Here is a 13,959-nt window from a genome sequence, read left to right on the forward strand (position 1 = left end):
ACCGACATTAGCTAAAGTCCCCGGGATTCATCGGAGTTCCGGGGACTTTATTTCTCTGTCTTTTTTACAAGGGGAAAATCTGGAAAAAGTGCTTGACTTTTTGTTTTGGATGATGTATACTGACAAAGGTTAGTGATAACTAACCTTTTACTTTCCAAATGCGTTAGTTATGGCTAACAGCATATGAGCTCCGGGCATCCGCGGTAATCCCTGGCAGCTCCGCACCAAAAATCTATGAAAGAGGTACAAATATGAGTTTGAGAAAGCTATCCACATCCGCTGCCGCGTTTATTTTGGCGCTGTCCCTTGCCGCCTGCGGCTCACCCAGCCAAAACAGCTCAGAACCCAACTCCGATGCAGTTTCCAGTACGGCGGAATCCAGCAGTGCTCTCCCCTCTGAACAGGAAACGGCGGGCCAGGAATTGGCAGGCGACGCAATGGTCTTTGGAACAGCCACCCTGACCTATGCCGAATTTTACTCGGGCGATGTGTCCAGCACTGATAACTTCGATGCAGTCACCTCTGCCACCACCTCCAAGTATGAAATCATGGCAAATATGTCCACAGATTTTGTTGATGAAACTGCCAACGCGGAGGGTTACCATATTACCGGCGTTAAAAACGTGAATGTCGCTGTTCCGGCAAGTGAGCTGGAGGCCTATCAGGCTGTTAACGACAGTTTCGCACCCATTGAGGGTGAAGCTCCAACCCAGTACAAAACTGTCAAAATGGAAGGTAACAAGGCGGTCTACTCGGCTACCCAGTTCAATATTGCCGACACCGTTACCGATGCCACCGCCGAACTGCAAACAGGTACCAACTGGGGCGACTATCAAATCAATGTGACCGACGGGACCGCCGTCCATCTTCGCAACACCCGGGAGGATGAGGGGTTCGATATTGGCAGTGAGATCCAGGGCATTATCCTGGAAACCGACAGCGGCCTGAAGGTGGGAATGGAACACCTGCAAAGTATTTGGGTGCAGCCCTATGAGGTATCCTTCAACGTGCTTGCCGACAACACCCATAACACACATATCAGCGGCTTTGACAATCTTCCGGAGCTTTCCAAGCTGGTGGGTGAAACGGTCACAAAGATCACCTATATTATGCCGGACAGCGCTTATGTTTATGAATTTGACGGAATATATATCAAGCCACTCTATGAAGGGACAATAACCGCTACCGTTTCAGATTCCTATGATAGCGTAACCCTCTCTACCAGTGATTTCTCCGCATTTGAAAAGGGCAAGCTGACTGTTACCTACACCCTGGGCAGCGGGCGCAGCCGGGAGGTCACAACGCTGCTGGAAACCGAGCTGGCCGACGGCACGGCTGATTATGTTTTGGAGGTCTCCGCTATTGACGGACTGGAGGCGGGCGGCACATATGGCGCGGTAATTTCCTCCGACACCTATGCGGATATCACGGTCGCGCTTCCCATATCTTCCGGGCAGGAGGCAGCCCTGGAAACATTGATTGCCTCAGCCAAGGAAAAGCTGGCTGTTGAACCGGATAACGCCACGCTCCAGGAGCATCTCCGGGAAGCCGAGGAACTGCTGGCAAACACTTCTGCTGCCTCCGACGAGGCGGGTTCGCTGATTAGCGAACTCACCCAGCTTACCAGCAATGAAGCAGGCCGCGGCGAAAGAGGCGGACATTAAGTATAACTTTCCATCATTCTCTGCCGCCGAGCCGCCCTTGCGGTTTTGCGGCAGTTGTTTTAGGAGAACACAATGGTATTTTTACTTTCGTTGGGGATTTCTATATTATTTGTAATCTTGTTGAGCAAAGTTCTTCGGGCATACCCAATACCATTTTATGTGGGGGCGGCAGCTATTGCGTTGGCGGTGGTCACAGTAACATGGTATGGCGTGGCGTTGCCTTCCGGGTTTAAGGCATATATTTGGCCTATGTTTGCCCGGGGCGGATTAGCGGGAGCGTTGTTTGTTATTGTCATGTTCACCGGGGCGTTTCCCAATGGCTCCGCACCCATCAAAAAGCTTATGCCCCTCCGGGGGCAGCTGTCTATCCTGGCCTCCATACTGACCCTTGGGCATAACGCCGCATATGGCCGGGTGTATTTTGTCCGGCTGTTCACCGACCCGGCCAGCCTGCCCACTGGCCAGCTGCTGGCGGCAATCTGCTCTGTGCTGATGATGCTTATCATGCTGCCGCTGTTTATCACATCGTTTATGGCGGTGCGCCGGAAAATGCAGCCCAAAAGATGGAAGGCCCTCCAGCGCTTGGCCTATGGCTTTTACGGGCTGCTCTGCTGTCATATCCTGCTGTTGACAGTACCTGAAGCGGTACATGGAGAGAGCACGTACCAGCTGACTGTCTTCGTCTACGTCACCGTGTTTTTAAGTTATCTGTCCTGCCGGATAAGCAAAGCGTTGGCGAAAAGGAAAAACACCTCTTGTCTTCTGGCGAGGCGTCAGGCAGTGGCGGTAATATGCTGTACGGCTCTGAGTGCGAGCGTGGTGCTTTTTCTGGGGAGGAGCAACTCGAATTCTGTAGAATCTGCCCCGCCAGTTGAATCTGTCACGGAAAGCCACAGCGGCTATCGGGAGGGCACATATACCGGCAGCGCCATGGGAATGAACGCCCCGATCGAGGTGAGTGTGACCGTGGAGGGAGGACATATCACAGATATTTCTATTATTTCCAGCCGGGATGACGAGCCATATTTCAGCGACGCCCTGTATGTGATAGACGATATCCTGGCAGCGAACCATACCCAGGTGGATACCGTAACCGGGGCGACTTACTCCTCCGGCGGCATTATCGACGCGGTGGAGGCTGCGCTGGAAAGTGCAGGTGAATGAAGTGAAACGGAGGTTACTTTCGTGTGTTTTGACGGCTCTATTGTCTGGTTGCGGACAGCAGACGGAGCCGCATTCCGCCACTTTCTTTGCAATGGATACGGTGATGGAGCTGGCAGTATACGGTAGCGAAAGTCTGCTGGCCGAGGGAGAAGAACTGATACTGGACATAGAGCAGCGCTTATCAGTAACCGACAGCAGCAGTGAGATTGCCGAACTAAACCGCAATGGTAAAGCTGCCGTTACCTCAGAAACAGAATCGCTGCTTGAGAAGGCGCTTGCTCTGTGCGAAAGGACAGATGGCGCATTGGATATTACCGTTTATCCGGTAGTGCGGGCCTGGGGCTTTACTACAGGAGAGTATAAGGTACCAGAGGAAATTGATTTGATAGATGCGCTTGCGTTGGTCGATTACCACAAGGTCAAGCTGGACAGTGGAACAGCGTCACTGTCACCCGGAATGCAAATCGACCTGGGCAGCGTGGCAAAGGGATGGGCTGGGGACAAAGTTATGGAGATGTTCCGGCAAAGGGGAGTAGAAAGTGCCTTGTTAAATCTGGGCGGCAACGTGCAGGCTTTGGGCTCCAAGCCAGATGGTTCCTCCTGGCGGGTGGGAGTTCGCAGCCCCTCCGGAGATGGCTATGCCGGGGCAGTGGAGATATCCGATAAAGCCGTTATCACCTCCGGAGGATATCAGCGTTTCTTTGAAGAAAACGGCAACCGATACCACCACATTATTGACCCAAAAACAGGCTGGCCAGCCTCAAACGGGCTGCTCTCAGTAACAGTGATCGGCGACAGCGGTATAGCCTGCGACGGACTGTCCACAGCGCTGTTTGTCATGGGCCCGGAACGTGCCTTGACGTTTTGGGAAACGCAGGGGGACTTCGAGGCGATTTTCATCATGGAGGACAAGGTTGTTATTACTGACGGCCTAGCGGATTCCTTTGAGCCACTGGGAAAGTATGCGGATATGAAGGTGGAGGTGCAGTATCGTGATAAAGACTAAAACATGGGTCGCAGCTTTGGGAACGGCACTGGTGCTGTCTATCGGAGGGCTGCTGGCTCCAAGGCCTCAGGGAACGATGGCGAAAGTGTATCAGGACGGCTCCTGCCTTCACTCGGTGGATTTGTCCCAGGTGACGGAACCGTATGATCTGCCAATAAAAAGCGGAGATAAAAACAACACCCTTCGTGTGGAGGCGGGACGCCTCCGCATGGTTTCTGCCAACTGCCCGGATCAGACCTGTGTACACATGGGGTGGAGCACCGGGCAGCCTATCATCTGCCTGCCGCACAAATTGGTGATTGAATTTACTGACGCCGGCACAGATGCTCTGGCTGGTTAGGAGACTGACATGAAGGCAAAGCGTATTTCTTTAGATGCCCTGCTCACTGCCCTCGCCCTGACGATTTTTACGGTTGAGCTGCAAATACCGTCTATTGTTCCTATACCCGGTGTCAAGCTGGGGCTGGCAAATATCATAACTATTTTTGCAATTTTCCTGTTGGGGCCGGTAGATGCGGCATATATCCTGCTGGCCCGCATTTTTCTGGGCGGCCTCCTCTCCGGCAGAGTAGCCGCGTTGATCTACAGCTTTTCGGGTGGGGTGCTGTGTTATGCTGTAATGCAAATTTTGCACAGGATAGTAACAGAAAAGCAGATATGGGTGTGCAGTGTAATCGGCGCGATTGCCCACAACACCGGGCAGATTGCAGCAGCAATTTTTGTGACAGGTACCTGGACTGTGGTTTCTTACTTGCCGGTATTGATGGTATCAGGTATTTGCGCCGGAGCCTGTACCGGGCTGGCAGCGCAGCTTGTGGTAAGAAGGAGCAGGAACCTATTAGCGCGAAGAAAGCAAGGGGGCCCCTTCACTTAGATCGCATAAAAGCATGGCAGTTGTTTTCTTTAAGAAAATACTGCCGTGCCTTTTTGCTTGTATATCCCCTCCTCGCAGAAAAATCGTATGGAAACTATTTTTCTCTCATACTGCCAGGAATTTTGAAGATGCCTGTGAAATCAAATATACCAAAGGGTCCTTTTACAATTTAAAATGTAAAAGACTCCTTAAGTTAATGACATTGCCTTCTTTCGCGATTTTTACGCTTTCACCAGGACACGCGCCCAGCGGGTCGCTCTCCAATAGCTTCATCAGCCGTTCCCGGCTTTTTACGGTGTTGTGCCGCGTATTCCCACGGTGGCGGTTCTGCTTCACGGTAAGCTCACAGACCGTCATTTTGCGGCTGTACGGGTCTTTCCGAATTTCCTTTTCCCATAGGGAAGGGATAAATATACTTATCCCTTAAAAATCCCCCGTTATAGACTGATTACAAAAGCTAAAGGGAAACACCCCCCTTACGAAGCGTCTCCCTTTTAGTACCGCCGGAAATTACCCCTTGGCGTCAATTTTAGATTTCGTGATATCGGCTTGCCCGATGTTTGCATGATACGCGGCCACTACCTGGGTGAAGCCCGGGCCAGGGTTCCGATGGGCGTTGGCCCTCGCCCTTTTGACCTTCTTCTCCTCGCGGCTCTCCACATGGACAGATGGCCTTTCCTCAGTGGGCTTCTCCTTACGCTTCTCTGCGGGCTTCAAAGGCTCCTTCCTTTCGGGGACCTTGGGCCTTTGAGCCTCCTTGGCCTCCTGGGCGTCCTTATCCGCCTTGGTCTCCTCGGCCTCTGTGGGCAGCCTGTCATAGTCCCCGCGGCGCACGAATTCCCGGGAGCTCTCCTCTATCCTGTCACACCTCTGCTTTTCCTGCATGAATATCTCCAGCTTCTTCTGCTGGGGGATAGCGGAGTTGTGCTCAACGCTTTTTAACGTTACCAGGGAGCTGTTGATATAGGTCATCTTGAGCCTTTGCGCCTCCTCCTTTGTGCGACACTGCCGGAGCCGCTGTTCAAAGGCCTTCTGCTCCTGCTCCGAGACCTTGAGCTTTTGGTATGCCTCCGGGTCCTTGGCTTGGAGGTACTTGCGCTCCTCGGCGGTGAGCTTGCCGCCCTGGAGCAGCTTGTTTTTGATGCCTGAAAGCTTTTCGCGGTCCTTATCGTTCTCGTGGCCGGGCAGGTCTTTCGCGTTGGTTATGTTGATGTAGTCCTCAAGTGACTTGTGACTGCCCAGCTCCCCTCGGTCCTGCTTTATCTGGAACTGGGTCTGCAATTTCAGGTTCTTCATATACGTGCCCATGGAGCCCATCATGGTTATCATAGCCGTACCCCCTCTGCAATTTCTTATATATCTTATTAATCGGCACAGGATAAAGGTAAAATAAGGGCGAACAAAAAAGTTTTGCGGGCATAATATGGGGCGAAAGGAAGTGAGGGCTTTGCCGAAGGTTTTGGCAACCGGGATAGACATTTCTGAATTTAACGGTAATGTGGACATTGCCGCCATGAAGGGGAAGGTAGACTTTGTAATTATCCGCTGCGGCTACGGCGGGGATTATGAGAGCCAGGACGACGCCCAGTACCGCACTAACGTGCAAAAGTGCCAACAGGCCGGGATGCCCTTTGGGGTATACCTGTATTCCTACGCCCGCAACAGAAGCATGGCTTTAAGCGAGGCCCAGCATACCCTGCGGCTTATAAAGGGGCTTACCCCTCTATATGGCGTGTGGTACGACGTGGAGGACCGCACCCTGCCCACGGGCGAGACCCTTATAGACAACTGCCTTACCTATTGTGACGAGCTTCGCAAGGCCGGGTACTACTGCGGGCTGTATTCCAGCGTGTCCTGGATGCAGGGGCGGCTGTCAAGCCCGAGGCTCGCCCATATCGACCGCTGGGTGGCCCAGTGGAACGCGGAGCTCCAGTATACCGGGGCAGGCATGTGGCAGTACACCGATAAGGGCGTAATAAACGGCAGATATTTCGACATGGACAGGGCGTACCGGGATTACCCGGCCATAATAAGAGGGGAGGACTGGACAGACATGACAAAGGAACAGGTGCAGGAGCTGGCGCGGCAGGAGGCTCAAGCCGTGTATAACAGCAACGAGGCAAGGTATAAGACCTTCAAGGAGGTGCCCTCCTGGGCCAGGGAATCGGCGGAGGATGTCTATGAGCGGCTGGGGCTCACGGGCACGGGCACAGAGGACGAGGTGAAGCTGAACGCTAGCGCCACCTATGTGCGGGTGCTGTATGTGCTGGATAAGCTTTTGGAGCTGATAGACAGGGAGCTGGGGGAGGATTAGGAACAGGGTACCTCCTGAAAATAAAAACTACCATTTTTCACCATGATGTGATATAATAAAAGCAATGTAAAAAAGAAACTTTCCTGTTATTTAAAGGAGGACGTAAATATGTGCGGATTTGTTGGCTTCACCGGCGACCCTGATCAGGGCGTGTTGCGCTCCATGACCACGGCTATAGCCCACAGGGGGCCGGACGACGCCGATTACTACGAGTCCCCGGGCATATCACTGGGCTTTAGGCGGCTGTCCATCATCGACCTTGAGGGGGGTCGCCAGCCCCTCTTGAACGAGGACGAGTCAAAGGCCCTGGTCTTTAACGGCGAGATATACAACTACCGGGATATAAGGCGGCAGCTCATAGAGGCCGGGCACAAGTTCAGGACGGAGGCCGACTCCGAGGTTATTTTGCACGGCTATGAGGAGTACGGCCCGGGGATTCTGGACCGGGTGCGGGGTATGTTCGCCTTTGCCCTCTGGGACCGGGAGCGGGGCGAGCTCTTCGGGGCCAGGGACTTCTTCGGCATAAAGCCGCTGTACTACGCGAAGATGGGCGGTACCTTCATGTTCGGCTCGGAGATAAAGAGTTTCCTGCCCCATCCGGCCTTTAAGAAGGAGCTCAACCGCCGGGCGCTGGAGAGCTATCTCAGCTTCCAGTATTCCCCGGGGCCGGAGACCTTCTTTGAAAATGTGTACAAGCTGCCCCCCGCCCACTATTTCACCTATAGGGACGGCAAAATGAATATAACCCGCTATTGGCTCCCGGAGTTCCACGCCGAGGAGGACAAGAGCCTGGACTACTGGGTGGACGAGATAGAGCGGGTCTTTGACGACAGCGTGCAGGCCCATAAGGTCAGCGACGTGGAGGTGGGTTCTTTCCTCAGCTCCGGCGTGGACTCAAGCTATGTGGCCTGCTCGGCCAATGTGGACAAGACCTTCACCGTGGGCTTTGACAACGGCGAAAAATATAACGAGACCAGCTACGCAAAGGAGCTCTCCGAGCTGATACCTGTCAAGAACATCAGCAAGGTAATAAGCCCCCAGGAGTTTTGGGGGAACTTCCCGAAGATACAGTACCATATGGACGAGCCCCTGGCGGACCCCTCCGCCGTGGCCCTGTACTTTGTGTGCAATACGGCCAGTAAGCATGTGAAGGTGGTGCTCTCCGGCGAGGGCGCGGACGAGATTTTCGGCGGCTATAACATCTATAAGGAGCCGCTGGAATGGGCCTGGTACGACAATATCCCTATGCCTATACGCAGGCTGATAGGCAAGGCGGCGGGCCTTCTTCCGGCCCATAGGGGGCTCAACTTCCTTGTGAGAAGGGGCAAGACCCTGGAGGAGCGTTTTATCGGAAACGCCTATATGTTTACGGAAAAGGAGCGCCGGGAGATACTGAAAAGCCCCCTGGGCGTGCCGGATCCCAGCGAGCTTGTAAAGCCCTATTACGACATGGTGAAGGACAAGGACCCAGTGACCCGGATGCAGTTTGTGGACCTTAATATGTGGATGGTGGGGGATATACTCCTAAAGGCTGACAAAATGAGCATGGCGAACTCCCTTGAGCTCCGGGTGCCGTTTTTGGACAAGGAGATAATGAAGCTTGCCGGGCGCATACCCACGAAGTACAGGGTGAACAGCGAGAACACCAAGTTCGCCATGAGAAGGGCCGCGCTTAGAAGGATGCCCGAGAAGTGGGCGAAGAAGAAGAAGCTGGGCTTCCCGGTACCCATAAGGGTCTGGCTTAAGGAGGACGAGTATTATAACAGGGTGAAAAGGGAGTTCACCGGGGAGACAGCCCGGGAGTTCTTTAACACTGATAAGCTCCTGGCTCTGCTGGACGAGCATAAGGCCGGGAAGAAGGACAACAGCAGGCGGGTCTGGACGGTTTATACGTTCCTTGTCTGGTATAAAGAGTTTTTTATAAATCGGTAAAAGAGAGGACAGCTCTGTTTCACAGCTTGCCGGCGCCACAACTTTTTGCACTTTTCCTGAGCGGCGTATATTCCTCCCGGGCGGCGTCCATGATAATACCAGCTTATCAACCGCTTTCAGAAGGGAGGATCCATTATGAAAACTGCAAAGCCGCAGGAATATGCGAAGGCTGTAAAGGCCGCTTCGCCGCCTTCGCCGGTAGTAAAGGACTGCGTCCTTGCGTTTCTCTCCGGCGGACTTATCTGTACCATAGGTCAGGCGCTGTGTAATTTATACCAAAGCCTTGGCCTGGAGCTGCCGCAGGCCCGCATGGCAGTATCTGTCAGTCTGATACTGATATCCGCTACTTTAACCGCCCTGGGCTGGTATGACGACCTCTCCAAGCACGCCGGAGCAGGGATGCTGGTGCCTATCACGGGCTTTGCCAACTCAATGGTGTCCCCGGCAATGGAGTTTAAGAGCGAGGGCTTCATCACCGGCCTTGGAGCAAAGCTCTTCACTGTGGCCGGGCCGGTGCTGGTCTTCGGCGTAACGGCCAGCGTGGTGTATGGACTGATCATTTTCATTTTTCACATTTAGCCGGAAAAGACGGCCTGCCCCTGTGGGCGGGCCGTCTTTTCCATATCTTCTTTGAGAGGACCAGCGCGCTACTGCCGGCCGGATTCCTGCCTCCTTCTGCCTACGGCCCGGTTCAAAAGCTCTGTCATCACCAGCATCAGCCCGGCAAAGAGCAGCAGGTAAAACGGGTACAGCCCCACATTGATATGCTGGGCTATAAGCCCAAACAGCGGCGGCATTAAAGTTGACCCGGTATACGCGCTTGCCATCTGTATGCCCACCAGAGCCTGGGAATTCTCTGTGCCGAAATTATAGGGGGTGGCGTGGATTATACAGGGGTATACCGGCGCGGCCCCCAGCCCCACCACAACAAGCCCGGCCAGGGCCACTGTGTTTATGGGCACAAGCACCCTCCCTATGCCCGCCAAAATGAGGACAAGGCCCACGCGTATCATGTTCCTGTCGCCAAAACGATCGGCAACAAAGCCGTTGGCCACCCGGCCCACTGTCTCGCCCATATAAAACAGCGCGGTGAACTTAGCGGCGGTCTCGGCGTCAACTCCTCTTGCGCCCACAAGGTAGCTGCTGGCCTAGAGCCCGGCGGTGGTCTCCAGGGCGCAGAAGCCCAGGAAAGCCAGCATCACAAAGGGCACGCCGGGGATCTTCACCGCCTTTGAGAGGGGCACGTCGGCGGCCGCTCCGTCTGAAGCCCCGCCGGAGCGTCTCCAGAGGGGGAGGGCGGCGAACAGTATGACCGTCAAAACGATCTGTAGGAGGGAAACCCGGCGATACCCCGTCTGCCAGCCCAGGCCGCCGGTAAGGCAGCTGCTCATGATATACGGGCTGATGGTGACCCCAACGCCCCAGAAGGCATGGAGCCAGCTCATCTGTCGGGAGGAGTAGTGTACGGCTACATAGTTATTAAGCGCCGCGCCCACCGCGCCCGCGCCCAGCTCCAGGCGCATGACCGGCCATCCGGAGCCCAGAAGAGAATCGGGCAGGCCAAGGCTGAGGAAAGCCATATAGATGATTGCCAATAGTAGTGATACCATAACGGTTTCCTCCCGCGAGAAAGAGTCCTTGACTGAGAAAGGCCCATGGATATAATTATACTACACCTATTCAAAAAATCCATAACACTATTCCGCAATACTATAACAATCCTTTGGGGGAGGGGATTTTAGAAACTAAAAGCTTGAAAAACTGAGTGGCAGCAGGTATAATGTTAACATATGAAAATCCCGTGTCTGAGAGGAGATACCAGGTGATGAACTACCGCAATCCGATTATTCCAGGGTTCTACTCCGACCCGAGCCTATGCAGGGTGGGAGACGATTTCTATCTTGTAACCAGCTCCTTCGAGTTTTTTCCCGGGGTGCCCCTCTTCCATAGCAGGGACCTTGTCAACTGGGAGCAGCTGGGCCACGTGCTGGACAGGCAGAGCCAGCTGCCCATTGGGGAGTGCGGCACCTCCGGCGGAGTGTTCGCCCCCACCATACGGGAGCATAACGGCCGGTTCTACATGATAACCACCAGCGTGGGCGGTTCCCGCCAGCGCCCTTTGGACAACTTCCTTGTCTGGACGGACGACATTAACGGCCCCTGGTCCGAGCCCATACATATTGACCATATGGGCATTGACCCCTCCCTTTTCTGGGACACGGACGGCAGGGCGTACTATACCGGCACCCATACCGACAGTGAGGGCCGCTCCTGCATCGGCCAGTTTGAGATAGACCTTTCCACCGGGGCAAAGCTCTCTGAAACCAAGATAATCTGGTACGGAACCGGCGGCCGCTGCCCGGAGGGGCCCCATATGTATTATATCGACGGGAAATACTACCTGATGATTGCCGAGGGCGGCACCGAATACGGCCATATGGTGACCCTTGCCAAAGGGGACTCGGTATGGGGGCCCTTCGTCTCCTGTCCCCATAACCCTATCCTGAGCCACAGGGACGTGGTGGACGGCTTTGGGCAGGAGGGCGGCCCGGGCTCCTTCCAGGCCCTGGGCCACGGGGACCTGACCTGCGACGGCAGCGGGCAGTGGTGGATGGTCTTCCACGGCATACGCCCCACCCAGGGGCAGCTGCACCACATAGGCCGGGAAACCATGCTGGCTCCTGTCGGCTGGAACGGCGAGGGCTGGCCCGTGGTCAACGGCGGCAAGCCCATAACGGCAGCGATGCCCTTACCCGGCCGCCCGGGGGAGGGCTTTGCAGAGCAGAGGAGCTTTGACCTATTTGCCGATTTTACAAAGGGCGGGCCACTGTCCCCGCGCTGGGTGTATTTGCGCAATCCCTACGAGGAGAACTACCGCTTTGATGGCGGGCTGGCGCTTACAGCCGGGGAAAAGTCCCTGGACGACCTGGGGTCCCCAACCTTTACCGGCCTCCGGCAGCAGCACCTCTTTATGGCGGCCACAACCAGAATGGACTGTACGCCTTCGGAAAAGCAGCAGGCGGGGCTAACCGTCTTTCACACCAACGAACAGCACTACGATCTGGCCGTTACCCGCCGGGAGGGCCGGCGCTGCGCCGTGCTCCGGCGGCGGGTGAGCGATATGGCCGTGGAGTCCGCGCCGGTCTTTTTGGGCGAAGACGGGCCGGTTTTCCTGGAGGTGGAATCGGACAAGCTTGAATACCGCTTCTTCGCGGAGGGCGCCGGGGGCAGGACCTTGGTGGGTGTCGGACGCACACAGCTGCTCTCTACAGAGTGCACCAGGGGCACCTTTACCGGCTGCTTTGTGGGCCTGTTCTGTCAGGGAGAGGGCAGCGCCAGGTTTGAGGAGTTCCAGTACCGGCAGCTTCCCCGCTGAATCGGAAACTGAAAAGGTCCTTGCTTTTTTATGCGATATAGCTATAATGAATCCAATGCCCTTAATTTGACTTTTTATATGGAGGATCTGACTATGGATACAAAATTTGCCCGCCTGACCCTGGACCCGGATTTTCAGATAAGCCGCATCGACAAGCGCGTGTACGGCTCCTTTGTGGAGCACCTGGGCCGTGCGGTGTACGGCGGCGTGTATCAACCCGGGCATGGCTCTGCCGATGAGGAGGGCTTCAGAAGGGACGTGCTGGACCTGGTGCGGGAGCTTCAGGTGCCCATTGTGCGCTATCCCGGTGGCAACTTCGTCTCAAACTTCTACTGGGAGGACAGCGTGGGCCCGGTTTCGGAGCGCCCCCGCCGCCTGGAGCTGGCATGGCGCAGCACCGAGACCAACGAGGTGGGTGTGAACGAGTTTGCCCGCTGGGCAAAGAAGGCCGGCACGGAGCTGATGATGGCGGTGAATCTGGGCACCCGGGGCATCGACGCAGCCTGCGGCCTTCTGGAATACTGCAATCACCCCTCGGGCACCAAGTACAGCGACCTGCGCATAGCCCACGGGGTGAAGGAGCCCCACAATATCAAAACCTGGTGCCTGGGCAACGAGATGGACGGCCCCTGGCAGGTGGGTCATAAGACCGCCCGGGAGTACGGCCGTCTGGCCGACGAGACCGCCAAGGCCCTTCGGCAGATAGACCCCACGGTGGAACTGGTAGTCTGCGGCAGCTCCAATACCGGCATGGCCACCTACCCCCAGTGGGAGGCCACGGTGCTGGAGGAGGCCTATAACAGCGTGGACTATATCTCCCTGCACACCTACTACGGCAACAGGCTTAACGACACCGCCAACTTCCTGGCCTACTCTGACGATATGGACCATTTTATCAGGACAGTTATCTCCACCTGCGACTTTGTTAAAGCAAAGAAGCGGGGCAAAAAGGATATCATGCTCAGCTTCGACGAGTGGAACGTCTGGTTCCACAGCGACGCGGCGGACAGCGACACCATGGGCAACCGCCCCTGGTCCGTGGCCCCGCATCTGCTGGAGGACCAGTACAACTTCGAGGACGCGCTCTTAGTAGGTCTTATGCTCATAACCCTCATCAAGCACAGCGACCGTGTGCGCATGGCCTGTCTTGCCCAGCTGGTGAACGTGATAGCCCCCATCATGACCGAGGAGGACGGCCCCGCCTGGCGGCAGACCATCTACTACCCCTATCTGCACGCGTCAAAATATGGCCGTGGCGTGGCTCTGAACACCGCCCTTCGCTCCTCAAGGCACGACACCAGGGAGTTCACCGACGTGACGGACGTGGAGGCCGCCGCCGTGTGGAACGACGAGGCGGAGGAGCTAACCGTTTTCGCCGTGAACCGGGATTTAGAGGACAGCATAACCCTTGAGACCGACCTGCGAGGCTTTGCGGGCTATGAGCTTACAGAGCATATCGTCCTTGAGCATGGAGATTTCAAGGCCGTGAACTCGGCGGCGGCAGAGACGGTGGCTCCACACACTGTCACTGACCGGGACGAGTTGGACGGTGGTCTGCTCAAATCCAGGCTTGCGCCTGCCTCCTGGAACGTGATACGCCTGAAGAAAAGAAAGTAAGCCCGGAAAAAA

The 13,959-nt window shown here is 55.5% G+C and carries 14 protein-coding genes; 10 read left to right on the forward strand and 4 right to left on the reverse strand.

The features are described 5' to 3' along the window. Positions 1-251 precede the first annotated feature (251 nt). From ADH66_RS01145 to ADH66_RS01165, 5 genes are all read left to right on the forward strand, one after another. Positions 252-1,664 (forward strand): hypothetical protein, encoded by a 1,413-nt coding sequence (locus tag ADH66_RS01145; protein WP_066536750.1) that lies wholly within the window; start codon positions 252-254, stop codon positions 1,662-1,664. 120 nt (positions 1,665-1,784) lie between these two features. Next, positions 1,785-2,828, forward strand: a complete 1,044-nt coding sequence (locus ADH66_RS01150) for an FMN-binding protein (protein WP_207653020.1) — start codon at positions 1,785-1,787, stop codon at positions 2,826-2,828. 91 nt (positions 2,829-2,919) lie between these two features. Continuing rightward, positions 2,920-3,834, forward strand: coding sequence for an FAD:protein FMN transferase (locus ADH66_RS01155; RefSeq protein ID WP_084384601.1), 915 nt, complete (start codon positions 2,920-2,922; stop codon positions 3,832-3,834). Continuing rightward, positions 3,821-4,174 carry a NusG domain II-containing protein gene (locus ADH66_RS01160; RefSeq protein WP_157130615.1) on the forward strand — a complete coding sequence of 118 codons (354 nt, stop codon included), beginning with the start codon at positions 3,821-3,823 and terminating at the stop codon, positions 4,172-4,174. Before ADH66_RS01155 ends, ADH66_RS01160 begins: the two co-directional genes overlap by 14 nt. A 9-nt stretch (positions 4,175-4,183) precedes the next feature. Beyond that, the gene (locus tag ADH66_RS01165; protein WP_066536745.1) at positions 4,184-4,708 is read left to right on the forward strand and encodes a Gx transporter family protein; all 525 of its coding nucleotides are present in this window, start codon (positions 4,184-4,186) and stop codon (positions 4,706-4,708) included. Between the two features lie 162 nt (positions 4,709-4,870). Here ADH66_RS01165 and ADH66_RS20560 read toward each other — a convergent pair whose 3' ends face one another. Together ADH66_RS20560 and ADH66_RS01175 are read right to left on the reverse strand one after the other, a co-directional pair. Continuing rightward, a complete protein-coding gene (locus ADH66_RS20560) occupies positions 4,871-5,065 on the reverse strand; it encodes a hypothetical protein (protein WP_084384306.1) in 195 nt (64 codons plus the stop codon). Positions 5,066-5,218: 153 nt separating this feature from the next. Beyond that, positions 5,219-6,037: a hypothetical protein gene (locus ADH66_RS01175; protein ID WP_066536744.1), complete on the reverse strand. Its 819-nt coding sequence runs from the start codon at positions 6,035-6,037 to the stop codon at positions 5,219-5,221. A gap of 118 nt (positions 6,038-6,155) precedes the next feature. Between ADH66_RS01175 and ADH66_RS01180 the strand changes: the two genes are divergently transcribed. The 3 genes from ADH66_RS01180 to spoVAC all read left to right on the forward strand — a co-directional run bounded on the left by ADH66_RS01180 (position 6,156) and on the right by spoVAC (position 9,533). Then, positions 6,156-7,022 carry a glycoside hydrolase family 25 protein gene (locus ADH66_RS01180; protein WP_066536743.1) on the forward strand — a complete coding sequence of 289 codons (867 nt, stop codon included), beginning with the start codon at positions 6,156-6,158 and terminating at the stop codon, positions 7,020-7,022. Positions 7,023-7,130: 108 nt separating this feature from the next. After that, a complete protein-coding gene (gene asnB, locus ADH66_RS01185) occupies positions 7,131-8,954 on the forward strand; it encodes an asparagine synthase (glutamine-hydrolyzing) (RefSeq protein WP_066536742.1) in 1,824 nt (607 codons plus the stop codon). 135 nt (positions 8,955-9,089) lie between these two features. After that, positions 9,090-9,533 carry a stage V sporulation protein AC gene (gene spoVAC, locus ADH66_RS01190; protein WP_066536740.1) on the forward strand — a complete coding sequence of 148 codons (444 nt, stop codon included), beginning with the start codon at positions 9,090-9,092 and terminating at the stop codon, positions 9,531-9,533. 68 nt (positions 9,534-9,601) lie between these two features. Here spoVAC and ADH66_RS21930 read toward each other — a convergent pair whose 3' ends face one another. Further along, on the reverse strand, positions 9,602-10,087 hold the full coding sequence (locus ADH66_RS21930) for an MFS transporter (RefSeq protein ID WP_456236486.1): 486 nt from the start codon (positions 10,085-10,087) through the stop codon (positions 9,602-9,604). 15 nt (positions 10,088-10,102) lie between these two features. Next, positions 10,103-10,564: a hypothetical protein gene (locus ADH66_RS21935; RefSeq protein ID WP_456236487.1), complete on the reverse strand. Its 462-nt coding sequence runs from the start codon at positions 10,562-10,564 to the stop codon at positions 10,103-10,105. A 215-nt stretch (positions 10,565-10,779) separates the two neighbouring features. On the opposite strand from ADH66_RS21935, the gene ADH66_RS01200 reads away from it, so the two are divergent. Further along, entirely contained in the window at positions 10,780-12,330 is a 1,551-nt protein-coding gene (locus ADH66_RS01200; RefSeq protein WP_066536738.1) for a glycoside hydrolase family 43 protein, read from the forward strand. 93 nt (positions 12,331-12,423) lie between these two features. Beyond that, positions 12,424-13,947, forward strand: a complete 1,524-nt coding sequence (arfA, locus tag ADH66_RS01205; protein ID WP_066536737.1) for an arabinosylfuranosidase ArfA — start codon at positions 12,424-12,426, stop codon at positions 13,945-13,947. Positions 13,948-13,959: the final 12 nt, after the last annotated feature.

Source organism: Acutalibacter muris (assembly GCF_002201475.1).
Classification (GTDB): Bacteria; Bacillota; Clostridia; order Oscillospirales; family Acutalibacteraceae; genus Acutalibacter; species Acutalibacter muris.